This window comes from Streptomyces sp. NPDC002490, from assembly GCF_040296045.1.
Taxonomy (GTDB): domain Bacteria; phylum Actinomycetota; class Actinomycetes; order Streptomycetales; family Streptomycetaceae; genus Streptomyces.
Genome location: NZ_JBEOWM010000009.1, coordinates 147111 through 171651 on the forward strand (window position 1 = coordinate 147111; position 24541 = coordinate 171651).

At 72.7% G+C, this 24541-nt stretch carries 22 protein-coding genes; 15 read left to right on the forward strand and 7 right to left on the reverse strand.

Features of this window, described 5'->3' with window-relative positions; all coding sequences use genetic code 11:
* Nucleotides 1–440: 440 nt before the first annotated feature.
* The 3 genes from ABT092_RS08550 to ABT092_RS08560 all read left to right on the forward strand — a co-directional run bounded on the left by ABT092_RS08550 (nucleotide 441) and on the right by ABT092_RS08560 (nucleotide 2258).
* A complete protein-coding gene (locus ABT092_RS08550; RefSeq protein ID WP_351241236.1) occupies nucleotides 441–1058 on the forward strand; it encodes a DUF6230 family protein in 618 nt (205 codons plus the stop codon).
* A 68-nt stretch (nucleotides 1059–1126) separates the two neighbouring features.
* Nucleotides 1127–1573 (forward strand): DUF6114 domain-containing protein, encoded by a 447-nt coding sequence (locus ABT092_RS08555; protein WP_351241238.1) that lies wholly within the window; start codon nucleotides 1127–1129, stop codon nucleotides 1571–1573.
* Nucleotide 1574: 1 nt separating this feature from the next.
* Nucleotides 1575–2258 (forward strand): hypothetical protein, encoded by a 684-nt coding sequence (locus ABT092_RS08560; RefSeq protein ID WP_351241240.1) that lies wholly within the window; start codon nucleotides 1575–1577, stop codon nucleotides 2256–2258.
* A 57-nt stretch (nucleotides 2259–2315) separates the two neighbouring features.
* Here the strand turns inward: ABT092_RS08560 and pyk are convergent, their stop codons facing one another.
* The 3 genes from pyk to pta all read right to left on the reverse strand — a co-directional run bounded on the left by pyk (nucleotide 2316) and on the right by pta (nucleotide 7288).
* Entirely contained in the window at nucleotides 2316–3746 is a 1431-nt protein-coding gene (gene pyk, locus ABT092_RS08565) for a pyruvate kinase (RefSeq protein WP_351241242.1), read from the reverse strand.
* 150 nt (nucleotides 3747–3896) lie between these two features.
* Nucleotides 3897–5153, reverse strand: coding sequence for an acetate kinase (locus ABT092_RS08570; protein WP_351241244.1), 1257 nt, complete (start codon nucleotides 5151–5153; stop codon nucleotides 3897–3899).
* Nucleotides 5154–5164: 11 nt separating this feature from the next.
* On the reverse strand, nucleotides 5165–7288 hold the full coding sequence (gene pta, locus ABT092_RS08575) for a phosphate acetyltransferase (RefSeq protein ID WP_351241246.1): 2124 nt from the start codon (nucleotides 7286–7288) through the stop codon (nucleotides 5165–5167).
* 376 nt (nucleotides 7289–7664) lie between these two features.
* Here pta and ABT092_RS08580 point away from each other — a divergent pair, with 376 nt between their 5' ends.
* The 3 genes from ABT092_RS08580 (at nucleotide 7665) to ABT092_RS08590 (ending at nucleotide 10278) form a co-directional block, all read left to right on the forward strand.
* Nucleotides 7665–8690, forward strand: coding sequence for a 6-phosphofructokinase (locus tag ABT092_RS08580; protein ID WP_351241248.1), 1026 nt, complete (start codon nucleotides 7665–7667; stop codon nucleotides 8688–8690).
* A 147-nt stretch (nucleotides 8691–8837) separates the two neighbouring features.
* Nucleotides 8838–9404 carry a carboxymuconolactone decarboxylase family protein gene (locus ABT092_RS08585; protein ID WP_351241250.1) on the forward strand — a complete coding sequence of 189 codons (567 nt, stop codon included), beginning with the start codon at nucleotides 8838–8840 and terminating at the stop codon, nucleotides 9402–9404.
* Between the two features lie 7 nt (nucleotides 9405–9411).
* Nucleotides 9412–10278: an RNA polymerase sigma-70 factor gene (locus ABT092_RS08590; protein ID WP_351241252.1), complete on the forward strand. Its 867-nt coding sequence runs from the start codon at nucleotides 9412–9414 to the stop codon at nucleotides 10276–10278.
* 63 nt (nucleotides 10279–10341) lie between these two features.
* On the opposite strand, the gene ABT092_RS08595 is transcribed toward ABT092_RS08590, so the two are convergent.
* Nucleotides 10342–11772 carry a cation:dicarboxylate symporter family transporter gene (locus ABT092_RS08595; protein WP_351241254.1) on the reverse strand — a complete coding sequence of 477 codons (1431 nt, stop codon included), beginning with the start codon at nucleotides 11770–11772 and terminating at the stop codon, nucleotides 10342–10344.
* Nucleotides 11773–12014: 242 nt separating this feature from the next.
* Between ABT092_RS08595 and ABT092_RS08600 the strand changes: the two genes are divergently transcribed.
* From ABT092_RS08600 to ABT092_RS08615, 4 genes are all read left to right on the forward strand, one after another.
* Nucleotides 12015–13706 carry a sensor histidine kinase gene (locus ABT092_RS08600; protein ID WP_351241256.1) on the forward strand — a complete coding sequence of 564 codons (1692 nt, stop codon included), beginning with the start codon at nucleotides 12015–12017 and terminating at the stop codon, nucleotides 13704–13706.
* A gap of 56 nt (nucleotides 13707–13762) precedes the next feature.
* Complete coding sequence (locus ABT092_RS08605) at nucleotides 13763–14380, forward strand: response regulator (RefSeq protein WP_502968405.1); 618 nt, start codon at nucleotides 13763–13765, stop codon at nucleotides 14378–14380.
* A 68-nt stretch (nucleotides 14381–14448) separates the two neighbouring features.
* Nucleotides 14449–14910, forward strand: a complete 462-nt coding sequence (locus ABT092_RS08610) for a MerR family transcriptional regulator (RefSeq protein ID WP_351241260.1) — start codon at nucleotides 14449–14451, stop codon at nucleotides 14908–14910.
* A complete protein-coding gene (locus ABT092_RS08615; RefSeq protein ID WP_351241262.1) occupies nucleotides 14907–15239 on the forward strand; it encodes a thioredoxin family protein in 333 nt (110 codons plus the stop codon). The genes ABT092_RS08610 and ABT092_RS08615 overlap by 4 nt, the downstream gene beginning before the upstream one ends.
* A 158-nt stretch (nucleotides 15240–15397) precedes the next feature.
* Here the strand turns inward: ABT092_RS08615 and ABT092_RS08620 are convergent, their stop codons facing one another.
* Nucleotides 15398–15739 (reverse strand): hypothetical protein, encoded by a 342-nt coding sequence (locus ABT092_RS08620; protein WP_351241264.1) that lies wholly within the window; start codon nucleotides 15737–15739, stop codon nucleotides 15398–15400.
* Nucleotides 15740–16369: 630 nt separating this feature from the next.
* Between ABT092_RS08620 and ABT092_RS08625 the strand changes: the two genes are divergently transcribed.
* The 4 genes from ABT092_RS08625 (at nucleotide 16370) to ABT092_RS08640 (ending at nucleotide 21442) form a co-directional block, all read left to right on the forward strand.
* Entirely contained in the window at nucleotides 16370–17161 is a 792-nt protein-coding gene (locus tag ABT092_RS08625; RefSeq protein ID WP_351241266.1) for a VOC family protein, read from the forward strand.
* Nucleotides 17162–17289: 128 nt separating this feature from the next.
* A complete protein-coding gene (locus ABT092_RS08630) occupies nucleotides 17290–18537 on the forward strand; it encodes a serine hydrolase domain-containing protein (protein WP_351241268.1) in 1248 nt (415 codons plus the stop codon).
* Nucleotides 18538–18804: 267 nt separating this feature from the next.
* Complete coding sequence (locus tag ABT092_RS08635; RefSeq protein ID WP_351241270.1) at nucleotides 18805–21072, forward strand: HelD family protein; 2268 nt, start codon at nucleotides 18805–18807, stop codon at nucleotides 21070–21072.
* Between the two features lie 19 nt (nucleotides 21073–21091).
* On the forward strand, nucleotides 21092–21442 hold the full coding sequence (locus tag ABT092_RS08640; RefSeq protein WP_351241272.1) for a hypothetical protein: 351 nt from the start codon (nucleotides 21092–21094) through the stop codon (nucleotides 21440–21442).
* A 151-nt stretch (nucleotides 21443–21593) separates the two neighbouring features.
* Here ABT092_RS08640 and ABT092_RS08645 read toward each other — a convergent pair whose 3' ends face one another.
* A complete protein-coding gene (locus tag ABT092_RS08645) occupies nucleotides 21594–22205 on the reverse strand; it encodes a hypothetical protein (RefSeq protein ID WP_351241274.1) in 612 nt (203 codons plus the stop codon).
* Nucleotides 22206–22251: 46 nt separating this feature from the next.
* A complete protein-coding gene (locus tag ABT092_RS08650; protein WP_351241276.1) occupies nucleotides 22252–23397 on the reverse strand; it encodes an eCIS core domain-containing protein in 1146 nt (381 codons plus the stop codon).
* A gap of 503 nt (nucleotides 23398–23900) precedes the next feature.
* Here ABT092_RS08650 and ABT092_RS08655 point away from each other — a divergent pair.
* Nucleotides 23901–24446, forward strand: coding sequence for a recombinase family protein (locus ABT092_RS08655; RefSeq protein WP_351241278.1), 546 nt, complete (start codon nucleotides 23901–23903; stop codon nucleotides 24444–24446).
* The last annotated feature ends 95 nt before the right edge of the window (nucleotides 24447–24541 follow it).

Here is a 24541-nt window from a genome sequence, read left to right on the forward strand (position 1 = left end):
GACAAGCGATTCGGCTCTCACTGCACGTGAGGGGCCCCCTCGTCATCCGTCCCGCTTCGCCCGTGATGGCGGGGTGAACGGCTTGTGGTGCGGCAACCCTGCGTTGCGGAACCGCTGCACCAGGTCGCGAATCGGCCGCGTTTGCATTACCGACGGGTAACGACGCTCTTGTGCAGACGGCTCCGATGGACGACGATCGGCGGCGCTCGGTCTTTTTCCCACCGCCCGGCAACCGGTCCGGAACCGGGGCGCAGGGGCGCCGGGCGACCGGCGCGCCCCCGAACGGCCAGGGGCCGGGGTCCGCGGTGCGCGCCCCGAGGACGGACGGCCCCCGAGGGGGCCGCGACGCGTTCTCCCTCCCGTCCGGTCGCTCCCGGAGCGCGGCCGGCCGATGCCGCAGACGAGTCGTGGCCCGAGAAGGCCGAGAAGGAGGAACACCCATGGAGTCGGTGACGCGTGGCGGTACCAGGTGGAGGCGGTTCGCCGTGGTCATGGTGCCCTGTGTCGCGGCGTCCGTCGCGATCGGCGTGGCCCTCTCCCAGGGGGCGTTGGCGGCGTCGTTCAGCGTCTCGGGCCAGCGGTTCACCCTGTCCGCGGCGGAGGTGGACGGCACCGGGTACGTCCAGTACGCCGCAGTCGACAGCAGCGGATCGGCGCAGCACCCGGTGGCCGTCATCGGCCTGGAGGACGCGCGCATCACCGATCTGTGCCAGTCCGTCGTCGTCCCGGTGGGGGTGTTCGGCGACCTCTCGGTGAAGCTCACCGCGGGCCGGCCCGGCACTCCGCAGGTGGTGGCCAACCGGCTCTACCTCGACGCCGAGGAGTTCCGGGCCGACGCCACCTTCCGCAAGGTGGACATCGGGGTCTCGGTCGACGGCACCACCAAGGGGCCCGGCCCGGCCCCCGGAGACCGCTACGAGCCCGGTTCCTTCGCCCAGCAGGCGGAGTCGGTGCTCTTCACCGACGTCAGGCAGCGGGCCCGGGCGGCCACCGCGGGCACCCTCAAGCTCTCGGGGATGGTCATGCGGGTGCAGCGGGGCGCGCACGAGTGCACCTGAGTTCCGGCCGGCCCGCTCGGGCCCCGCCCCCGCCCCGCCCCCGTTCCGTCCCCGAGGAGTCACCCGAGATGCGCGCCCACCCCTTCGCCGGCGCCGCCCACCGATTGCGCCGCTGGCGCCGGTCCTTCTGGCTCTGGCGGGGGCGACGCCCTTTCTGGGCGGGGGCGTTGACCCTGCTCGGCGGTCTGCCGATCATGTACTTCCCGTACGCCAACCCCTCGTTCGGCACGGTGACGATCACCCTGGCGACCACCGCGGGCGCCGGTTCGCTGATCATCGGCGGCCTGTTGATCGTGCTGGGCCTGACCATGTGGTTCCAACAGCACTCGCGGATCTTCGCGGGGGTCGCGGCCATCCTGTTGGCCCTGGTCTCGCTGGTGGTCTCCAACTTCGGGGGGATCCTCATGGGGTACGGACTCGCCCTGGTCGGCGGGGCGTTGGCGATCGCCTGGGTACCGGGCGGCCCCGTCGCCGCACCCGAAGCGGGGGCGGACGGGGCGCACCGTGCCGGGTGAGGTGCCCGTGGCGCGCGGCGGGCCCCGGCACGCGGCCCCGCGCCGGCCCCTGTTGGCCCGGTGGAACCTTCCGGCGGGCAAGGCGATCGCGGTGGCCGCGATGCCGACCGCGGTCCTGATGGGCCTGGGCCTGACCCCGACGCTCGCCCAGGCCCGCCCGGCGGTGCCGGGCGACCCCTTCCCGGACGGGTTCCCGCCCGAGCGGGCGGAGGACGCCACGACGGGGGAGGACGGGGAGGAGGAACGATTCGCCGAGCAGTCGTGGCAGTGGGAGGCCGCCTGGCTGCTGCTGCGGGGGCTCGCGTACCACGGCGTCGTCACCGTGACCACGCCGGACGGACGGGTCAAACGGGCGCTGAAGTTCACCGTGGACGGCGGCATGGAGATCGGTGACCTGCACCAGCGGGTGACCGGACCGGACGGCCGCACGCACCACCTGCGCGCGGCCCGCGGCTCCACCTCGACGCTGGGCGGGGGCCGGGTGACCCTGTACACCGAGCGCCTCGAAGGCCGGTTGCTCGGGGCGCTGCCGGTGGTCTTCGACCCGGACCGCCCGCCCCCGCCGGGCCTGACCCTGACCTACTTCACCCGGGTGCGGCTGGTCCAGGCGGGCCAGTTCGGCGGCGATCTGACGGTGCCCGGGCTGCACCAGTGGGTCGGTCCCGCCCGCGGCCCGGCCCCGTGAACGCCGTGGGGGCGCCCCGGAGTCGGGGCGCCCCCACGGGCGGGTGGGGCGGTGGCGTCAGTCGCGTTCGCCGTTGCCCAGGTGGTGCACGCGCACCATGTTGGTGGTGCCGGGGACCCCGGGGGGCGAACCGGCGGTGATGACGACGGTGTCGCCGTCCTGGAAGCGGCCGAGCTTGACGATCTCGGTGTCGACCAGGCCGACCATCTCGTCGGTGCTGTTCACGTGCGGCACGACGTAGGCGTCCACGCCCCAGCTCAGGGAGAGCTGGTTGCGGGTGCCCTCGTCGGTGGTGAAGGCCACGATCGGCTGGGCGGCCCGGTAGCGGGACAGCCGGCGGGCGGTGTCACCGGACTGGGTGAAGGCGATCAGGCCCTTGCCGCCGAGGAAGTCGGCGATCTCGCAGGCCGCCCGGGCCACCGAACCGCCCTGGGTGCGCGGCTTCTTGCCCGGCACCAGCGGCTGGAGGCCCTTGGAAAGCAGTTCGCCCTCGGCCGCGACGACGATCTTCGACATCGTCTTGACGGTCTCGATCGGATACGCGCCCACCGAGGACTCGGCGGACAGCATCACCGCGTCCGCGCCGTCCAGGATCGCGTTGGCGACGTCGGACGCCTCGGCGCGGGTGGGCCGCGAGTTGGTGATCATCGACTCCATCATCTGGGTCGCCACGACCACCGGTTTGGCGTTGCGGCGGCAGAGCTCGATCAGCCGCTTCTGCACCAGCGGGACCTTCTCCAGCGGGTACTCGACGGCCAGGTCGCCGCGGGCGACCATGACCCCGTCGAACGCCGCCACGACGTCCTCCATGTTCGCCACCGCCTGGGGCTTCTCCACCTTGGCGATGACGGGGACGCGGCGGCCCTCCTCGTCCATGACCTTGTGCACGTCGTTGACGTCGGAGGCGTCCCGCACGAAGGAGAGCGCGACCAGGTCGCAGCCCATCCGCAGGGCGAACCGCAGGTCCTCGATGTCCTTCTCGGAGAGCGCCGGGACGTTCACGGCCGCGCCGGGCAGGTTGATGCCCTTGTGGTCGGAGATGACGCCGCCCTCGACCACGATGGTGTGCACCTCGGGGCCCTCGACCCCGGTCACCCGCAGTTCGACGTTGCCGTCGTTGATCAGGATCGGGTCGCCGACGCTACAGTCCCCGGGCAGGCCCTTGTAGGTGGTGCCGCAGATGGTCTGGTCGCCGGGGACGTCCTCGGTGGTGATGGTGAACGCGTCGCCCCGCACCAGCTCGACCGGTCCCTCGGCGAAGGTCTCCAGCCGGATCTTCGGCCCCTGGAGGTCCGCGAGCACGCCGACGGCCCGCCCGGTCTCCCGGGCGGCCTCGCGCAGCCGCTCGTAGCGGCCCCGGTGCTCCTCGTGGGTGCCGTGGCTCATGTTGAAACGGGCCACGTTCATCCCGGCTTCGATGAGCGTCTTCAGTTGCTCGAACGAGTCGACGGCGGGGCCCAGGGTGCAGACGATCTTGGAACGGCGCATGAAGCTCATCCTATCGGTTTGTTTCAATGCGGAATTTTCCGCCTGGTGGAAGCTACAAATGGGCGGGGGTCTGCTCAGGCGTGTCTGCTGCGGCGCCCGGAGCCGGGGCGGCCCCGGGCGCCAGCGGGAGCGTACGGCCCCGCCGCCCGCTCAGCCCCGCACCAGCGCGTAGGTCTGCGTGGCGATCTCCAGTTCCTCGTCCGTCGGGACCACCGCGACCGCCACCCGCCCGTGCGCCGGCGAGATGAGCCGCGGCCCGCCGCCGCGCACCGCGTTCAACTCCTCGTCCACCACCAGCCCCAGCCCGGCCAGGCCGTCCAGCGCCGCGGCCCGCACCGGCGCCGCGTTCTCGCCCACCCCGGCCGTGAACGCCACCGCGTCCACCCGGCCCAGCACCGCGTAGTAGGCGCCGACGTACTTCTTCAGCCGGTGCACGTAGACGTCGAAGGCGAGCCGCGCCGCCGCGTCGCCCCCGTCGATCCGCCGCCGGATCTCCCGCATGTCGTTGTCGCCGCACAGGCCCACCAGCCCGCTGCGCTTGTTCAGCAGCGCGTCGACCTCGTCGGTGTCCAGGCCCGCGACCCGCTTCAGGTGGAAGACCACCGCCGGGTCGACGTCCCCCGAGCGGGTACCCATGACCAGGCCCTCCAACGGGGTCAGCCCCATCGAGGTCTCCACGCACACCCCGCCGCGCACCGCCGAGGCCGAGGCGCCGTTGCCCAGGTGCAGCACGATCACGTTGACCTCGGACGGGTCCTTGCCCAACAGCTCGGCCGTCCGCCGTGAGACGTAGGCGTGCGAGGTGCCGTGGAAGCCGTAGCGGCGGATGCGGTGCGCGTCGGCCATCGCCGCGTCGATCGCGTAGCGGGCCGCCGCCTCCGGCATGGTGGTGTGGAACGCGGTGTCGAAGACCGCCACCTGCGGCAGGTCCGGGCGCAGCTCCCGGGCGGTGCGGATGCCGGTGAGGTTCGCCGGGTTGTGCAGCGGGGCCAGCGGGATCAGCCGCTCGATCTCCGCGAGGACCGCCTCGTCGATCACCGTGGGCTCGGTGAAGTGCTGCCCGCCGTGCACCACCCGGTGCCCGATCGCGGCCAGCTCCGGCGAGTCCAGGCCCCATCCGTCGGCGGCCAGTTCCCCCGCCACCGCCGTGAGGGCGGCGGCGTGGTCGGCGATCGGCGCCACCCGCTCCCGGGCCGGCGCCCCCGTCGCGAGCGGGGTGTGCACCAGCCGGGAGGTGCGCTCGCCGATCCGCTCCACCAGCCCGGAGGCCAGCCGGGCGTCCCCGCGCATGTCGAGGAGCTGGTACTTCACCGACGAGGAGCCGGAGTTGAGGACGAGGACGTGGTGCGGGCCATCGGTGGCGGTCACGGATCGGGTGCCTTCTGCTGCGGGGACGGTCGGGTGCATGCGCGGGGGCCTCACTCGGCGACGGCGGCGACGGCGGCCGGCGCGGCGGCCTTCGGCAGTCGGGTGGCGCCGCCCTGGGCCTGGATGGCCGTGATGGCCACGGTGTTGACGATGTCCTGGACCAGCGCGCCGCGCGACAGGTCGTTCACCGGCTTGCGCAGCCCCTGGAGGACCGGGCCCACCGCGATGGCCCCGGCCGAGCGCTGCACGGCCTTGTAGGTGTTGTTGCCGGTGTTGAGGTCGGGGAAGACCAGCACGCTCGCCTGGCCCGCCACCGAGGAACCCGGCAGCTTGGTCGCCGCCACCGAGGGCTCGACGGCCGCGTCGTACTGGATCGGGCCCTCGATCCGCAGGTCGGGCCGGCGCTCGCGGACCAGTGCGGTCGCCTCGCGCACCTTGTCCACGTCGGCGCCCGAGCCGGAGGTGCCCGTCGAGTACGAGAGCATCGCGATCCGCGGGTCCACCCCGAACTGCCCGGCCGTCGCCGCCGACTGGATGGCGATGTCCGCCAGCTGTTCGGCGTCCGGGTCCGGGTTGACCGCGCAGTCCCCGTACACGAGGACCTCGTCGGCCAGGCACATGAAGAACACCGAGGACACGATCTTCGCGCCCGGACTGGTCTTGATGATCTCGAACGCGGGCCGGATGGTCGCCGCCGTCGAGTGCACCGAGCCGGACACCATCCCGTCGGCCAGCCCCTCCTGCACCATCAGGGTGCCGAAGTAGTTCACGTCGGCGACCACGTCGTAGGCCAACTCCACGCTCACCCCGCGGTGCGCCCGCAGCTCGGCGTAGCGGGCCGCGAACCGGTCCCGCAGTTCGGAGGTCTGCGGGTCGATCAGGTCGGCGTCGGCCAGGTCCACGCCCAGGTCGGCGGCCTTCTTGCGGATCGCCTCCACGTCGCCGAGCAACGTCAGGTCGCACACCCCGCGCCGCAGCAGCACGTCCGCCGCCCGCAGCACGCGCTCCTCCAGGCCCTCCGGCAGCACCACCCGGCGCCGGTCGGAGCGCGCCTGCTCCAGCAGCTTGTGCTCGAACATCATCGGCGTGACCCGGGTGCTGCTCGGCGCGGACACCCGGGTCATCAGCTCGGTGGTGTCCACGTACCGCTCGAACAGGCCGAGCGCGGTCTCCGCCTTGCGCGGGGTGACCGCGCTGAGCTTGCCCTCCAGGCCGAACAGTTCGGCCGCGGTGGGGAAGCTGGTGCCGGGGACGGAGATCACCGGGGTGCCCGGGGCGAGCCGGGAGGCCAGGGCGAGGACCTGCTCCGGAGGGTGTTCGCCGAGGGTCAGCAGCACGCCCGCGATCGGCGGGGCGCCGGAGCTGTGCGCGGCCAGCGAGCCGACCAGCAGGTCCGCGCGGTCCCCGGGGGTGACCACCAGGCACCCCGGGGTCAGGGCGGCCAGGAAGTTCGGCAGCATGGCCCCGCCGAAGACGAAGTCCAGGGCGTCCCGGGCCAGACCCGAGTCATCCCCCAGCAGAATCGTTCCTCCTAGGGCTGCGGTCACCTGGGCCACGGTCGGTGCCGACAGTGCGGGCTCGTCCGGCAGCACCCAGCAGGGCACCGACAACCGGGACTCCAGCCGCTCCTGGACCACGTCCCGGTCCTGGGGGTCGACCCGGTTCACCACCAGCGCCAACACGTCGCAGCCCAGCGCCTCGTAGGCCCGGTACGCATTGCGGGCCTCGGCGCGCACCGACTCGGCGCTCTGGCCCCGGCCGCCCACCACCGGTAGCACCGAGGCGCCGAACTCGTTGGCGAGCCGGGCGTTCAGCGCCAGCTCGTCGGGGAGTTGGGTGGCGGCGAAGTCGGTGCCGAGCACCAGCACGACCTCGTACTCCGCGGCCACCCGGCGAAACCGCGCCACCATCCGGGACACCAGCTCGTCGGTGCCCTGTTCGGCCTGGATCGTGGACGCCTCGTGGTAGTCCATCCCGTACGCGGTCGCCGGGTCCTGGGAGAGCCGGTAGCGGGCGCGCAACAGGTCGTAGAGGCGGTCCGGGCCGTCGTGGACGAGGGGACGGAAGACGCCCACCCGGTCGACCTGCCGGGTCAGGAGTTCCATCACTCCCAGTTCGACGACCTGCCGCCCGTCACCCCGGTCGATCCCGGTCACGTACACGCTGCGCGTCACGCGCGTCCTCCGTTTCCTCGCCGTGCCGGCTCTCGCATGCGGACGACTCGTGATCGTCCGGGCACGGTCGCAGATGGTGCAGATGGTTCACGTCCCCTCTTGACAATACCCGTGCGCGTCGTTTAAGTGCCCGCCGGATGTGCAGGCCCCGCGCCCCCTCGTCCGGCGGGGGCGCCAACCCGTCGACGTACGTGGGCGCGAGCTGACGGATGTGACCACAGTGGCCCCGGATGCTCCTGGTTGCGTCCCCGATATCACGGGCGTGGTCCGGACCAATGTGGTGGGAGTGGCCACGGGAGGGGTGCCCGGTGTGCCACCGTGGAACAATCAGGGCGGGCTCACACCGGACCAAGCAGCGAGCAGGAGACAGAGCACGATGCGCATCGGAGTACTCACGGCGGGCGGCGACTGCCCCGGTCTGAACGCGGTGATCCGTTCGGTCGTGCACCGGGCCGTCACCCACCACGGGGACGAGGTCATCGGTTTCGAGGACGGGTACGCCGGCCTCCTCGACGGGCGCTACCGCCCCCTCGACCTCAACGCCGTCAGCGGCATCCTGGCGCGCGGCGGCACCATCCTCGGCTCCTCCCGACTGGAGCGCGACCGCTTCCGTGCGGCCTGCGAGAACATCCGCGCCCTGGCCACCGAGATCGGCTTCGACGTCCTCATCCCCATCGGCGGCGAGGGCACCCTGACCGCCGCCCGGATGCTCGCCGACGCCGGCCTCCCGGTGGTCGGCGTGCCCAAGACGATCGACAACGACATCTCCTCCACCGACCGCACCTTCGGCTTCGACACCGCGGTCGGCGTCGCCACCGAGGCCATGGACCGCCTCAAGACCACCGCCGAGTCACACCAACGGGTGATGGTGGTGGAGGTCATGGGCCGGCACGCGGGCTGGATCGCCCTGGAGTCCGGCATGGCCGCCGGTGCCCACGGCATCTGCCTGCCGGAGCGCCCCTTCGACCCGGCCGACCTGGTCGCGATGGTCGAGGACCGGTTCGCCCGGGGCAAGAAGTTCGCCGTGGTCTGCGTGGCCGAGGGCGCCCACCCCGTCGAGGGCACCATGGACTACCAGAAGGGCGAGATCGACCAGTTCGGCCACGAGCGGTTCCAGGGCATCGGCACCGCCCTCGCCTACGAACTCCAGCAGCGCCTGGGCAAGGAGGCCAAGCCGGTCATCCTGGGCCACGTGCAGCGCGGCGGCACCCCCACCGCCTACGACCGGGTGTTGGCCACCCGGTTCGGCTGGCACGCGGTGGAGGCCGCCCACCGGGGCGAGTCCGGCAAGATGACCGCCCTGCGCGGCACGGACGTGGTGATGGTTCCCCTCGCCGACGCCGTCACCGAACTCAAGACGGTCCCCAAGGACCGCATCGACGAGGCCGAGTCCGTCTTCTGACCGGACCGCCACCCCGCACTCCCCGGCCCCGCCGCTCCGCACCACGGAGCGGCGGGCCCCGTCGTCGGCCGCCGGTGACGGCGGATGTCACATCCGCGGCCCCGCCGGTGTCTCCATGGCACAGCGCTCCACACACCGGAGGACACCATGGCACCACGCATCCCCCAGACCGAACTGACCGCGGAACTCACCGATGACCTGCTCGCCCGGTTCGGGGTGGTCCCCGAGCCCCTCGGGGTGCTGTTCCACAACCCCGAGGTCGCCCGGACCTCGCTGGCGATCGGCGAGGCGATCGGCGGGTGGGACACCGCGGACGAGAGCCTCAAGGCGTTCGCGCACCTGGCCGTCGCGGCCCACGTCGGCTGCGGCTTCTGCCTCGACCTCGGCTACTTCCAGGCGGTGCACAAGAACCTGGACCCCGCCAAGGCCAGCCAGGTGCCGCGGTGGCGGGAGGCCGAGGTCTTCACCCCGCTGGAACGGGACGTGATGGAGTACGCCGAGGCCGTCACCGACACCCCGCCGACCGTCACCGACGAGCTGGCCGGGGGGCTGCTCGACCGGATCGGCCCGGCCGCGATGGTCGAACTCACCGGATACATCGCGTTCGCCAACTTCGCCGCGCGGAGCAACCTCGCGCTCGGCATCGAGGCGCAGGGCTTCTCCGCATCCTGCGAGATCCCGCTGGCCGCGCGCCCCGACACCGCCGGGCGGTGACCGCGCCGTGACCGACGACCCGTTCGTCGTCCACCGCCGGCTGCTGTTCACGGTCGCCTACGAGATGCTCGGCTCGGCGGCCGATGCGGAGGACGTGCTCCAGGAGTCCTGGCTGCGCTGGGCCGACGTCGACCGGACGAAGGTGGCCGACCCGCGCGCGTACCTGGTGCGGACCGTGACCCGGCAGTCCCTCAACCGGCTGCGGACTCTGGCCCGCAGCCGTGAGGAGTACGTGGGCGAGTGGCTCCCCGAGCCTCTGTTGACCAGCCCGGACGTGGCCGAGGACGTGGAGCTCGCGGAGAGCGTCTCGATGGCGGTGCTGACCGTCCTGGAGACCCTCGGACCGACCGAACGGGCGGTGTTCGTGCTCCGCGAGGTCTTCGACCTGCCGTACGGGGAGATCGCCGAGGTGACCGGGAAGTCCCCGGCCGCGGTGCGGCAGATCGCCCACCGGGCCCGCTCCCACGTGGCGGCCCGCCGGCCCCGGGTCCCGGTGAGCGCGGCCGAGCAACGGGCCGTGGTGGAACGGTTCCTGACCGCCCTGCGCACCGGGCGGGTGCAGGAACTGATGGCGGTCATGGCGCCCGACGTGGTCCTGGTCGCCGACGGGGGCGGGGTGGTGCGCGCCGCCCGGGCCCCGCTGCACGGCGCCGACCCGGTGGCGAAGCTGCTGGCCCGTGCGCACCTGGCGGTCGCGGACCTGGTGACCAGGACGGTGTGGCTCAACGGCGCGCCGGCGGGCCTGGTCGAGGTCGACGGGGAGCCGACCGCGGTCAGCCTGGTGGTGGACGGCGGCCGGATCACCCGGATCTACGTGGTGCGCAATCCGGGGAAGCTGACCCGGCTGCACTCCCCGGTCGACCTCGCCCGGTAGGAACGGCCGGTGCGGCCCTTGGGACACCATCCGGTGTCCCAAGGGCCGCACGCGCTACCGGCGTCAGGCGTCCACGGTCGCCTTCCCGCCGCCGCGGGCCGAGGGCACCTCCGTGCCGTCCTCGCCGCCGTCGGCGCGGTCGGCGGGCGCCCCGTGACCGTCGTCCAGCAGCGTCCGCTCGTCGAACGGCAACTCCCCGGCGAGGACCCGGCCGACCCGCTCCCGGTCGACCTCCTTGGTCCACACGCCGATCAGCAGGGTGGCCACCGCATTCCCGGCGAAGTTGGTCAGCGCACGGGCCTCGCTCATGAACCGGTCGATGCCGATGATCAGGCCCACCCCGTCGACCAGCGCCGGCTTGTGCGACTGGAGGCCGCTGGCGAGCACCGCGATCCCGGAACCGGAGACGCCCGCCGCGCCCTTGGAGGCCACCATCATGAACAGCAGCAGCCCGATCTGCTGCCCGATGCCCATCGGCTCGCCCATCGCGTCGGCGATGAACAGCGAGGCCATCGTCAGGTAGATCATCGTGCCGTCGAGGTTGAACGAGTAACCGGTGGGCACCGTGATGCCCACGACGGGGCGGCTGACCCCCAGGTGCTCCATCTTGGCGATGAGCCGCGGCAGCGCCGACTCCGAGGAGGAGGTGGAGAGGATCAGCAGGAACTCGCGGCCCAGGTAGCGGAAGAGGTGGAAGACGTTGACCCCCGCGACCAGCCGGGTCAGCAGGCCCAGCACGATCGCCACGAAGAGCGCGCAGGTCACGTAGAAGCCGAGCATGATCGTGGCGAGTGCCTTCAGCGCGTCCACCCCGGTCTCGCCGATCACCGCGGCGATCGCGCCGAAGGCGCCCACCGGAGCCGCCCACATGATCATCGCGAGGACCCGGAACACCAGCCGCTGGATGTGCTCGATGCCGCGCAGCACCGGCTCGCCGGGGCGGCCCATGGCCTGGAGCGCGAAGCCCACCAGCAGGGCGACCAGCAGCGTCTGGAGGACCTCGCCCTCGGTGAACGCGGACACCATGGTCGCCGGGATGATGCCGAGCACGAAGTCCACCAGGCCGGTGCTGGCCTTCTCGGCGGCGGCGTGGCCGACCTCCTTGTCGGAGTCCGTGAGGTCCATGCCGGTGCCCGGGTCCAGCAGGTTGCCCACCAGCAGGCCGATCGCCAGGGCGGCGAACGACATCACCATGAAGTAGCCGAGGGCGAGGCCGCCGACCTTGCCGATCTTGGCGGCCTTGCGGACCGACCCCACGCCGAGCACGATCGTGCAGAAGATGATCGGCGAGATCATCATCTTGATCAGCGCGACGAACCCGGTGCCGAGCGGCTTCAGTTCCTTGGCCACGTCCGGGACGGCGAAGCCCACGGCGATGCCGAGGACCACGGCCGCGATCACGGCGATGTACAGGTAGTGGGTGCGGTCCCGTCTGACGGGCGGCGCGGTGGCAGGGGCGGCAGGGGTGCCGGGGGTGCCAGGAGTGGTGGTCACGGGATGCCTTCCTCGACAACAAACGGCTTCGTCGAACGGCCCGGGCCCTGCGGGAGGCCCGGCGCCGAGGGCCGCGAGGTACGTGGGGGACACCTCGCGGAGGGGACGCGCAGTGCGTGCGGCTCACGTTCTGGGCGGCGGAATCCCGGTGAATATCTCCCAGCATGTGAGGGGGGTCACGCTTGCGTTCATTGAGTTCACGCAGCCCGGACCCCCGGCGCCGAGGAGGCAGACTGGAGGGCATGCCCCTCGCCCGCACCGCACGCCCCCGCGTGCCCGCTGTCCGTCCGCCTCGGCTCTCCCGGGTGCCCCGCCCCCGCAGCCTGGCCGGCCAGCTGTTCGCGATGCAGGTGGTGCTGGTCGCGGCCGTCGTCGCGGGGTGCGCGCTGTTCACGTACGTCGGTGACGGACAGCAGGCCGAGGAGTCCGCCCGCCGGCAGGCGGAGGCGGCGGCGCGGGCGGTGGCCGCCTCGCCGTCCGTGCGGGAGGCGGTGCGGGCCGCCGATCCCAGCGGCACGCTCCAGCCCTACGCGGCGCGCGTGCAGCGGGACACCGGCGTCGACTTCGTGACCATCATGGATCCGGACGGCATCCGGTGGACCCACCCCGACGCCCGGCGCATCGGCGAACGCTTCCTCGGCCACACCGGCCCCGCCCTGCGCGGGGAGACCTTCGCCGAGACCTACACCGGCACCCTGGGCGCCTCCGTCCGGGTGGTCACCCCGGTCCGCGCCGGCCCCTCCGGCGGCCCGGTGGTCGCCCTGGTCAGTGCCGGCATCACGGTGGACCGGATCAGCGCCCGGGTCCGGGACCAGGTGGTGGTCCTCCTCGCGGTCGCGGCCGGCGCACTGGCCCTCGGCGGCCTGGGCACCCACGTCATCAACGCCCGGCTGCGCCGCAGCACGCACGGCATGAACGCCACCGAACTGAGCCGGATGCACGACTACCACCAGGCCGCCCTGCACGCGGTGCGCGAGGGACTGCTGATGCTGGACGGGCAGCGCAGGATCGCCCTGCTCAACGACGGCGCCCGCGCCCTGCTCGACATCGACGGGGACGCGGTCGGCCGCTCGGTCGCCGACCTGGGGCTGCCGCCCCCGCTGACCGGCGCCCTGCTGTCCGCCGAACCCCGGGTGGACGAGGTGCACCTCAGCGCCAGCCGGGTCCTGGTCGTCAACACCCAGCCGGTGTCCAGCGGGGAGCGCCGCGGCACCGTGGTGACCCTGCGCGACCACACCGAACTCCAGTCCCTGACCGGCGAACTCGACTCCGAGCGCGGCTTCACCCAGGCCCTGCGCGCCCAGGCCCACGAGGCGGCCAACCGGCTGCACACCGTCGTCTCGCTGATCGAACTCGGCCGGGTCGAGGACGCCGTCGCCTTCGCCACCGCCGAACTCGAACTCGCCCAGGCGCTGACCGACCGGATCGTCGCGGCGGTCGGCGAGCCCGTCCTCGCGGCGCTGCTGCTGGGCAAGGCCGCGCAGGCCAACGAGCGCGGCATCGAGTTGGAGGTGTCCGAGGAGAGCAGCCTCGACGACGGGGTGTTGCCGCGCTGGTTGCCCTCCCGGGACCTGGTCACCGTGCTCGGCAACCTCATCGACAACGCGATGGACGCCGCCCAGCTCGCCGCCGGAGCCGCCCGGGTCACCGTCACCGCCCGGGCCGATCGGGGCCGGCTGCTGCTGAGGGTCTCCGACACCGGCACCGGCGTGGACCCGGCGCACGGCGAGGCGATCTTCGACCGGGGCTGGACCACCAAGTCCGCCTCCGGCCGGGGGATCGGCCTGGCCCTGGTCCGGCAGACCGTGCAGCGCTACGGCGGCACCCTCACGGTGGGCCGGTCCCCCTCGGGCGGGGCCGAGTTCACCGTGGCCCTGCCGCTCGGCCCCCGTGGCACCGCCCCCGCCGCGGGGAGAACGGAGACGGTCCGGTGACCGACATCAGGGTCCTCGTGGTGGAGGACGACCCGGTCGCCGCCGACGCCCACCTCATGTACGTGCGCCGGGTGCCCGGCTTCACCGCGGTCGGGGCGGTGCACACCGCGGCGGACGCCCGCCGGGCACTGGAACGGCACCCGGTCGACCTGCTGCTGCTCGACCTGTACCTGCCGGACGGGCACGGCCTCGCGCTGGCCCGCTCGCTACGGGCGGCCGGGCAGCAGACGGACGTCATCGCGGTGACCTCGGCCCGCGACCTGGCCGTGGTCCGCGAGGGCGTCTCGCTCGGGGTGGTGCAGTACGTGCTGAAGCCCTTCACCTTCGCCACCCTGCGGGACCGGCTGGTCCGGTACGCGCAGTTCCGCACCGCGGCCGGCGAGGCCAGCGGGCAGGAGGAGGTGGACCGGGCGCTGGCCGCACTGCGGGCGCCCGCGCCCGCGGAACTGCCCAAGGGCCTGAGCGCACCCACCCTGGAGCGGGTGGTGCGCTGTCTGAGGTCGGCACCGGACGGGGTGACCGCCGCGAGCGCCGCCGAAGCGGTCGGCATCTCCCGGATCACCGCACGCCGCTACCTGGAGCACCTGGCCGTCACCGGCCTGGCCGCCCGCAGTCCGCTGTACGGGCAGGTGGGCCGTCCGGAGCTGAACTACCGCTGGGCCGGCGGCGGGTGAACCCTTCCGGTCTTGCGGACCGTTCGGCGGCTTGTCCTGACGCCGGCGTCAAGGGCTAGCGTCGGGACATGCGCATCGGCGAACTCGCGGCCCGGGCCGGTACCACCCCCCGGGCCCTGCGGTACTACGAGAGCCGCGGACTGCTGTCCGCGCGGCGCGGGGAGAACGGCCACCGCGTCTACGACGAGGACGACCTGCGGCTGCTGCGGCAGATCCGCACGCTCCAGGACTCGGGCTTCGACCTGGAGGAGACCCGTCCGTTCGTGGAGTGCCTGCGGGCCGGCCACCCCGAGGGCGACACCTGCCCGGACTCGTTGGCCGGGTACCGCCGCAAGCTCACCGAGATCGACGCCCTGGTGGCCGAGTTGACGGTGGTCAGGGCACGGCTGGGCGAGCAACTCGCGCGGGCCGAACGGGCCCGCGACGCCTTGGCAGCCGCCGCGCTGGTTCCGGGTGGGCCGGAACCCCTGTGCGCCGTGTTCCCCGCCCCCGGGGCGGGCACGGACCGGACGGAGGAGGAACCGCAGTGATCAGGACCGAAGGGCTGACCGAGGTCACGGACGCCGACTTCGCGGAGGTGGTGCTGGGCGCCGACCGTCCGGTGCTGGTGGAGTTCACCGCCGACTGGTGCCCCCCGTGCCGTCAGATCGCCCCGGTGCTCGCCGCGATCGCCGCCGAGGAGGCGGACCGGCTGGGCGTCGTCCAACTCGACGTGGACGCCAACCCGCTGACCACCGCCCGGTACGGGGTGCTGTCGATGCCGACGCTGACCGTGTTCCGCGCCGGCGAGCCGGTGTGGTCGGTGGTGGGCGCCCGCTCCAAGCGACGGCTGCTGGAGGAACTGGCCGAGGCGCTCTGAGCGAGGGCCGCGCGCACGGCGCGGGCCATCGGTCCGGAGGCGATGCCGGCCCCGGCGTGCTCGACGCGTCCCGAGCACGCGCGATCACACCGGGGCCGTCCTCGGTGCGGTACCGGGGTACGCGGGGCCGGGCGGCCCTCACCGTACGGCCGGGGTCGTCATCCCCGCCGGGTCCAGGCGTCGGTCGGCCCGTGCAGCCCCTGCGGGTGGCAGACCTGGGTCGAGGTCTGGCCGCTGACGCGCCACGGGCCCGTGACGGTGAAGACGCTGCCGCTGTTCGTACGGCATTCCACGACGACGCGGTGCCGCTGGCCGCTGGGCAGGCCCGTGCACTTGGACGATCCGCCGTAGCCGTGCACCCAGGCCCGACAGTCGACGGCGGCGGTGCCGTAGCCGCCGCTCGGCGCGGCGGGAGCGGCGGTCGCGGGGGCGGCGGAGACGAGGGCGCCGAGGCCGATCAGGGCGGTGGTGACGACGGAGGCGCTCTTGAGTGCGGGCATGACTCTCCTTCAGTAGGCGTGGTGCCGGCTGGTACGGAGGCCGGGGCGACGAGCGGAGCGGGCGGTGCACCTGCGGTGCGCGGCCGTCCGGTGGCCGTCCCGACGCCACGGACCGGATTCTGCACCGGCCGCACGCACGCTGTCCCGCCCCCGGGTGGTGATCAAGCCGCCCCTGAGGTCCCGGCATCCGCCGGCACACCCGGATGTCGAAGGTCCGGATCCGCTTGATGTGGAAGGAATGCCGTGCTCCACCGGTCCGTGGTGGAGTTCCTCCGTCCCCGCCGGCGGAATGCGGACGTTCTTGCGGTGGAGGGGCGGAGTTCCGTGGGGACGCCGGAGGGACATCCCCTTCGCCATGTTCGACCCGAAACGACTCCCCGGCCCCTCGGGCACCACCGGCCCCTGACGATCCGGCAGCCCCCGTCCCCGACCGGCAGGACGCCACCCGTTCCGCGAGGCCCGTTGCCAGCGGCCCCCGGCCGGGGGCACGACGACCGTGCAGGACCGCCCCCGGTGGCGTTCCTCCCTCCTCGGAAGGACAAGCACCCGGGACCGTGCCAGAGTGAGGAACGGGGGCTGACCGCGGCACGGACCGTGCCGCGCACTTCCGTGTTCTGGAGGCCCCGCACCATGCCCGAGATCAACGAACCGTACGCCCCCGGCACCCCGTGCTGGGTCGACCTGATGGCGCAGGACCAGGCCGCCGCGATGGAGTTCTACGGTCGCCTCTTCGGCTGGGGCGGCGAGGTGGGCCCGCCGGAGTTCGGCGGCTACGCGATGATGGAGAAGAACGGCCTGCCGGTCGCCGGGATCGGTGCGGCCATGGCTCCCGAGGGCCAGCCCGAACCCCCGCACGCCTGGACGACGTACCTGTCGAGCGACGACGCCGACGAGACCGCCGCCCGGATCACCGGAGCGGGGGGCGCACTGCTGCTCGGACCGGACGGCGTGGGCACCCTGGGACGGATGCTGCTGGCCTCCGACTCGACGGGCGCCGTGTTCGGGGTCTGGGGCCACAAGGACTTCTTCGGCGCGCGTCTGGTCAACGAGCCGGGCTCGGTGATCTGGTGCGACTGCAACACCCGTGACCTCCCGGCCGCCGCCGCCTTCTACCGGGCCGCACTGGGCCTGGAGAGCCGGCAGGTCGAGGAGGCGCCGGGCCCCTACCTGGGGCTGTACACGGCGGCCGACCCGAACCGTCCGGTGGGCGGTGTGGGCGACATGTCCGAGCGGTTCCCGCCGGAGGTGCCCGCGCACTGGATGACGACGTTCGCGGTGGCCGACATCGCTGCGACGGTGGCTACCCACACCGCCGGCGGCGGCACGGTCGTCCAGGAGCCGGTGGACACCCCCTGGGGCGAGTCGGCCGGGCTGGTCGACCCCTGGGGCGCCCACTTCGGGGTGATGCAGCCCGCCGGCTGACCCCGCCCGGCCGCTCGGGCCGGAGTCGGCCGGAAAGCGCTCAACCCCCGAGCACCGTTCAACCTCCGTCCGTCCACGGGGCGTCACTCCCTGCGCAAACGAGGAACCCCATGGACGGAGCGGACACAGTGCAGACACGACGACGGACGCGGAGGACCCTGGTCGCCCTCGGGTTGGTGACCGCGACCCTGGCCGGGACCGCGGGGGCCGCCCAGGCCGGCCCCGCGGACCCCGGGACCGAGCGGCGGCAGGGCGGGCACGCGGTGACCCAGCGGGCGATGGACTCGCTGGTCGCAGGCGGCGTGCCCGGCATCACCGGACAGGCACGGGACGAGCGGGGCGCCTGGGCGGGCACCTCGGGCATCGGGAACCTGAAGACCGGAGCCCCGCGGGGCGCCGAGGACCGGTTCCGGATCGCCAGCGTCACCAAGACCTTCGTCGCCACCGTGCTGCTCCAGATGGAGTCCGAGGGGCGGCTCGACCTGGACGACACCGTGGACCGGCACCTGCCGGGGCTGGTGCGGGGCAACGGCCACGACGGCCGGCTGATGACGGTGCGGCAGCTGCTCAACCACACCAGCGGGGTCTTCAACTACGACGAGGACCCCGCGTACGCGGAGAAGTACCACTTCGTCCCCGGCTTCCTCAAGCACCGGTACGACACCCGGACGCCCGAGGAGGCGGTGCGGGTGGCCCTGCGACACGCCCCCCACCACCAGCCCGGACAGGGGTGGCACTACTCCAACACCAACTACGTCCTCGCCGGACTGATCATCGAGAAGGTCGGCGGGCGCACCTACGAGCGCGAGGTGCGCGACCGGATCGTCAAGCCGCTGGGGTTGAAGGAGACCACCCTCCCCGGCAACAGCAGCCGCATGCCGCAGCCGAGCAGCCGGGCGTACTCGAAGATGTCCCCGGACCCGGCGGCGACCCGGATCTACGACGTGACCCTGAACAACGCCTCCCAGTCGTGGGCGGACGGCGACATCATCTCCACGGCCGCCGACCTGAACCGGTTCTTCGGCGCCCTGCTGGGCGGGAAGCTCCTCGCCCCGGCGCAACTCGCGGCCATGAAGACCACCGTCCCGGTGGAGGGGTCCTTCCCGGGAACGGGTTACGGACTGGGTCTCATCCGCTCGACGACGAGCTGCGGCACGAAGCTGTGGGGACACGGCGGCGGCTGGTACGGCTCCCTCACCGGCGTGTACAGCACGGAGGACGGCCGGCACGGCCTCGCCTACAACCTGAACGGGGACTGGTACCGGGGCCAGGCGAACGCGATCTCCGAGGCCGAGTTCTGCGGGGTCGAACCGACCCGGGCCGCGGGCGGGGCGAGCGCCTCGGAGGATGCGCCCAGGACGCCGGGGAACCGCTGACGGCAGTGCCCCCGCCCGCGGCGGCGGGGGCACCTGTCCGACCGGCCGCGCGCATTCCACGCACGAGAAAACCCCCCGCGGAATTGACCTACGGGGGGTTTCCTGACGTATATTCGATGGTTCGCGACTTCAGGGAAAAGGGGTCGCGAATAGATCCACTAGTGGAAGCTTATACGGGTGGGAGTGGCATTGTCAAGCAACGGAATTCCGGACGGGGCACGTCCAACGGAATCGGGCGAAAGGAAACACGGAACGGATAACGCGCCCATGGATCGGGAACTGCGGGCGGAACAGCAATTCGTCGACGGGCTGCACGCCCGGGTCGACGCGTTGCGCGGTCGGGCCGCCGACTCCGTCGAGGGGGCCCTCGCACCGGTGGGCAACGGCTACCAGGCACGGCTGGAACGGGACGTCCTCGTCCGGGAGCGCGGCAGCCAACTGGCCGCGCTGGAAGCCGTCGAGGGCTCCCTCTGCTTCGGCCGCATCGACCTCGCCTCCGGCGCCGGTCACCACATCGGCCGCATCGGCATCCGCGACGAGGACCCCGAGACCGGCGAGCTCGTCCCCGTCCTCGTCGACTGGCGGGCCCCGGTCGCCCGGCCGTTCTACCTCGCCACCGGCCACACCCCGCTCGGCCTGCGCCGACGCCGCCACCTCAGCTGCGAGGGGCGCACCGTCACCGCCCTGCACGACGAGGTCCTCGACCTCGACGACACCGTCCGCACCGGCCACGAGGACCCCAGCGGGGACGCCGTGCTGCTGGCCGCCCTGAACACCGCCCGCACCGGGCGCATGGGCGACATCGTCCGCACCATCCAGGCCGCACAGGACCGGGTGATCCGGGCCCCGCACCGCGGGGTCCTGGTCATCGAGGGCGGCCCCGGCACCGGGAAGACCGCCGTCGCCCTGCACCGCGCCGCCTACCTGCTGTACGAGTACCGCGAACTCCTCGCCCGGCGGGCGGTGCTGATCGTCGGCCCCAACCCGGCGTTCCTCCGTTACATCGGCGAGGTACTGCCCTCCCTCGGGGAGACCGGCGTCCTCCTCGCCACCCTCGGCGAGCTCTACCCCGGCGTCCACGCCACCGGCACCGACGCCCCGCGCGCGGCCGAGGTCAAGGGCCGGGCCGGGATGGCGGACGTGCTGGCCGCGGTGGTCGCCGACCGGCAGGCGCTGCCCGACCCGGTCCGCCCCGTCGAACACGACCGGGAGGTGCTCCCGCTCGACGCCGACCTGGTCCGGGTCGCCCGCGATCGCACCCGCGCCCTGGGCCTGCCGCACAACGTGGCGCGCGAACACTTCGCCGGCCACGTCGTCAACACCCTGACCGACATGGTCGCCGAACGCATCGGCACCGACCCCTACGACGGCACCAACCTGCTCGACCCCTCCGACCTGACCCAGATCCGCGACGAGGTCGGCGCCAACCCCGAGGTGCACGCCGCGATCGAGGAACTGTGGCCGCTGCTCACCCCCGAGCACGTGCTCACCGACTTCCTGGCCGACCCCACCCACCTCGCCCCCGAGGACGCCGCCGCCGTCCGCCGTGCTCCCGGCGCCGCCTGGACGCCCGCCGACGTGCCGCTGCTGGACGAGGTCGCCGAACTCCTCGGCGAGGACGACCGGGCGGCCCGCGCCGCCGCCGAGCGCGAACGCCGCGAACGCGTCGCCTTCGCCCAGGGCGTCCTGGACGTGGCCTACGCCTCCCGCACCTACGAGTTCGAGGACGTCGACGACGAGGACTCCGAGGTGCTCGGCGCCCAGGACATCATCGACGCGGAACGGATGGCCGAACGCCACGAGGAGACGGACCACCGCAGCGCCGCCGAACGCGCCGCGGCCGACCGCACCTGGGCCTTCGGGCACATCATCGTCGACGAGGCACAGGAGCTCTCGGCCATGGCCTGGCGCCTGCTGATGCGCCGCTCGCCCACCCGCTCCATGACCCTGGTCGGCGACCCGGCACAGACCGCCGAGGAGGGCGGCGTGGGCTCCTGGGAACGGGCCCTCGCCCCGTACGTCCAGGACCGCTGGGAGCACACCGTCCTCGGTGTCAACTACCGCACCCCCGCCGAGATCATGGACGTGGCGGCGGAGGTCCTGCGCGCCGAACGCCCCGGCTTCGAGCCCCCGAAGTCGATCCGCTCCACCGGCACCCGGCCCCGGGTGCACCGGACCACCCCGGCCGGGCTGCCGGCCGCGGTGGGCGCCGCCGTGCGCGAGTCCCTGCCCGCCGAGGGCCGCCTCGCGGTCATCGCCCCCCGCGCCCTCCACCACGCACTGGCCCCGGAACTCCCCGGGGTCACCGCCGGCGCCGAACCCGACCTGACCCGCCGGGTCGTCCTGCTGGACCCCCGCCAGTCCAAGGGCCTGGAGTTCGACACGGTGCTGGTGGTCGAACCCGGCACGTACCGCACCAGCGACCTGTACGTGGCCATGACCCGCGCGACCCAGGCCCTGGCCCTCGTCCACACCGGCGGGCACGCACTGCCGTGGTTGGTGGACGACCCGGAGGAGGGTGCCGCGGTGAGATGACCCGGGGAGGACCACCGGTGTGGGGCGGCCGGGCACCCGGCCGCCCCACCGGGTCCCTCACCCCTCCTTCCGCCTCTCCAAGACCTACGGGAAACGTCCCGTCCTCGACGACCGGAAACGCCAGATCGCCTCCATCTTCATCTGGAGCCGTGTCACCGCCGGGGAACACCGCTTCGCACCCTGGCCCCTCGAACAAGCCCAGCCCGAGCCGATCCGCCGAGCATGGGCAGCGCGGCGTCCGACCACCTGGCACCAGCTCGTCGGACAGCCGAATCCCGGACCTCACTACACCGCCCTGCGACGGCCCCTCACCGAGTTCGCAGACAAGATGGCCCCGGAGATCGACGACGGAGATCCGCTCGTGAACTGATCTGAGCCCGGACACGCTGGTTGGAACCAGTGCGGCTCGGCGAGCTGGTGGCTTCTGGGCGGTGGGACTGGCTTGTTGGCACCTAGTGGTCACGCTTCTTGCAACCGACCGCGAGTTGTCAGTCTTCTTGGCACGCCCCCAAGGGGTCGGCTCAGTGCTGCGCGGGGTGGAACAGGGTGTCGTCGTAGTCCGGGAAGACGGTCGGCATGACGCGACGGAACGCGGTGACCTCCGTACTGTCCTCCAGGCCCCGGCAGAGGGTCTGCGGCCAGTACCAGAAGCCACGGGAGGCGATCAGCCGTTCCAGGTAGGCGTCGAAGGAGTACCCGGTGTCGTACAGCTCCTCGCCGAGGTAGTGGTAGTGGACGGAATCGCTCGGCGGGACGAGTGCCGCGCAGGCCTCGGGGACGAACCGGTCGAGGGGCCGGACGGCGCGGAACTCCTGGTCCTGCGCCGAGTGCCAGACGATGCCCTCCCAGTCGCCGAGGACCTGACGCAACGGCAGCAGGTTGATCAGGCCCTGGTCAGAGAGGTTGTGGTTGAGGAGCTCGGGAACAGTGTGCCGCCAGGTCAGGCGGACCGCGCCGACCTCGCGGTAGAAGGCCTCGACGCCCGCCGGGAGACGGCCGTCGGCCAGGCGGAGGGTGAGCTCCAGGTCGGCGGGCGGGGTCGGTGGCGCGACGGTGGCCTCCAGGAGCTCCACGCGGGGGTTGCGCTCCAGGTCGCTGATCATCGCGGACAGCCGGGCACGGAGGTCGATCACGGAGGTACGACTCCTTCGGCGCCTCCGGCGGCGCCAGCGGGTGCGGTCAGTTCTTCAGTCGGTTGTTCTCGACCTGCCAGGCGTCGCCGCCCAGTTCATTGCCCTGGGTGTCGTAGAGGGTGTACTCGGCGTGGATCTTGCCGGCAAGCTTGGCGGCGTAGTTGGCGTCGATGTCGGCGTCCACGTTGGCGTCGTTGGTCTTGAAGTCCTTCGCGGCGGGGTGGGTGCTGTAGTCGGCCTCCACGTAGTACTCGGCCACGTGGCCCTTGTTCAGCACCTCGTCCTTGAGCCTCTTCTCGACCTTGGAGTGGTGCTCCGAGTTCGCGGACGCGGTGATCGGCGTCATGTTCTTCATGACGCCGGGGCCGCCGACGTTGTGGTTGAGCAGGTGTCCCTGCACCATGAAGTTCTGGAACCAGGTGCCGGTCGGTCCGCCCTTGGGCCACCAGGACGGCTGCTCCTGGGGGACCGAGCCCGTCCCGAGCTGCCCCGGCCAGAGTTCGGCGTGCATGGTGGTACCGACGCCGTCGCCGTTCACCCCGCCGTAGTTGATGTATGGAGCGCCCTTGAACGCCCGCTGCACCGGCAGCTCCGGCGCTGCGGCCGGGGAGTGGGCAGCAGGCCGTTGGACGGCGGCTTCGGGCACGGGCCCGCTCAGCGCCCGGACGGCGTTCGCCTCGGCGGCGCGCTCGAACCGGTCGCCGGGGTCGCTGACCGACAGTCCGTCCCCGTGGTCGGTGCCGGACACCGGGCCCGACCGCTGCTGGATGACATGGGTTAACTCGTGTGCCAGGGTGTGCTTGTCGCCGCCGTCGTGGCCGATCACGACGTGCTCGCCGGAGGTGTAGGCGCGGGCGCTCATCTCGGCCGCCGAGCGGGCCGCGGCGGGGCCGTCGTGGAGCCGCACGCTGCTGAAGTCGGCGCCCAGGCGGGCCTCCATCTCCGTCCGCACGTCATCGGCCAGCGGACGGCCCGGCGACCTCAGCACCTGGTGGGCCGTCGAGCGCTGGACCGGTGCCTCCTCCGGCTCCTGCTGTCGCCCGAGCAGTCGGGCGACGGCCGCGTTGCCGATGCTGCGCTGCAGCGCGGCGAGCGAGCGGGGGTCCGGCGGCGCGGACTGCCGCTGTGCGGTCGATCGGCCGCGGTCGCGGCGCTCGGACTCGCTCCGCGGTTTCGGGTCATGCGCGTGCACAACCACCTCCTGGACAGGCGGTTCGCACCGCGGTCGCTGTGTGTCCATGCCGGTCTACGGCGGATGCCGTGGGCCACGCAAGGACCACGGGGGCAGTGTCGGGGGCAAACTCCGGGGGACCCGCCGGTGTCACACCGGCCGACCGGCCCCGGATCGGCACCACCGTCGCTCAGGCCCTGTCCGGCAAGACCGACCGGACAGGGCCTGAGCGGCGCCGACCGCACTGGTTCCAGTCTCCTGGCCAGGTTCCAACTAGCGTGTCACGGCTCATGATCTCCGAGCCAGCTCCCGCGCTCAGCGGGCCAACTCAACCACTCACGGGCCAGCTCAACAACTCAGTCACACCCGACCGACCGGTCGGACGTGGACGATGTCGAACGGCACGCCTGTCCGACGTGTGACGCGCAGTCCGGCTCGCCGCGCCGCTCGCGCGGTGGCGCGGTCGCCTCTGCCTGCCACACCCGCCGCTTCACGATGGTGCCCCGGCTGAAGAGGCGTTGCGGGTGCCGACCCCCGCCGACCGCGGACCAGGCCGACCTTGGCGGCCGGGCACCCCGCCGCCGGCGCCGATCGACCCGGACCTGCCGAGCGCGGACATCCGCATCGGGTACGCGCGGTGCTCGACGCTCGGGCAGGAACTCGACTCCCAGCTCGACGCGCTCAGCAAGCACGGCGTCCCGAGGGACAAGATCTTCAGCGAGAAGATCAGCACCCGGGTGCGGGTCCGCCCCACGTTCGAGGAGGCGCTGAGGATGGCGCGAGAGGTCAAGGCGCACGCTCCGCACTGCCGGGAGCTGGTGCGGCGAGGGGGCATCACCCTGCCCGCCACCCGCATCAGCCCCCTGCACATGAACCTCGCCCGGTCGCACGTGACGCTGGGAAACCGGGACCTGGCCCTGGAACACCTGGAAAAGGCATGGAAGTTGGCGCCACAACTGGCCAAGGTCCATCCCACGTCCCAGGAGGTGCTCCGGGTGCTCACCAGTCGGCACAAGCGGAGCAATCCGCGGTTGACCCGGCTGGCGAAGCTGACCGACGTCCGGTTCTAGCTTGATCTTTAACCTGTGCGGCGTGGGCGAGGAGAAGTGGACTTCTCCGCTTTCGATTTCGTGATGCCCGTTTTGCGGACTGTGTGGACGTCGTG

Bases quoted from the DNA above. Each gene is read 5' to 3' on its own strand.
- ABT092_RS08635 (WP_351241270.1), top strand. From the start codon at position 18,805: ATGGATCGGGAACTGCGGGCGGAACAGCAATTCGTCGACGGGCTGCAC.
- ABT092_RS08625 (WP_351241266.1), top strand. From the start codon at position 16,370: ATGCCCGAGATCAACGAACCGTACGCCCCCGGCACCCCGTGCTGGGTC.
- ABT092_RS08620 (WP_351241264.1), bottom strand. From the start codon at position 15,739: ATGCCCGCACTCAAGAGCGCCTCCGTCGTCACCACCGCCCTGATCGGC.
- ABT092_RS08550 (WP_351241236.1), top strand. From the start codon at position 441: ATGGAGTCGGTGACGCGTGGCGGTACCAGGTGGAGGCGGTTCGCCGTG.
- pyk (WP_351241242.1), bottom strand. From the start codon at position 3,746: ATGCGCCGTTCCAAGATCGTCTGCACCCTGGGCCCCGCCGTCGACTCG.
- ABT092_RS08600 (WP_351241256.1), top strand. From the start codon at position 12,015: ATGCCCCTCGCCCGCACCGCACGCCCCCGCGTGCCCGCTGTCCGTCCG.
- ABT092_RS08585 (WP_351241250.1), top strand. From the start codon at position 8,838: ATGGCACCACGCATCCCCCAGACCGAACTGACCGCGGAACTCACCGAT.
- ABT092_RS08610 (WP_351241260.1), top strand. From the start codon at position 14,449: ATGCGCATCGGCGAACTCGCGGCCCGGGCCGGTACCACCCCCCGGGCC.
- ABT092_RS08570 (WP_351241244.1), bottom strand. From the start codon at position 5,153: ATGCACCCGACCGTCCCCGCAGCAGAAGGCACCCGATCCGTGACCGCC.
- ABT092_RS08605 (WP_502968405.1), top strand. From the start codon at position 13,763: ATGTACGTGCGCCGGGTGCCCGGCTTCACCGCGGTCGGGGCGGTGCAC.
- ABT092_RS08580 (WP_351241248.1), top strand. From the start codon at position 7,665: ATGCGCATCGGAGTACTCACGGCGGGCGGCGACTGCCCCGGTCTGAAC.
- ABT092_RS08555 (WP_351241238.1), top strand. From the start codon at position 1,127: ATGCGCGCCCACCCCTTCGCCGGCGCCGCCCACCGATTGCGCCGCTGG.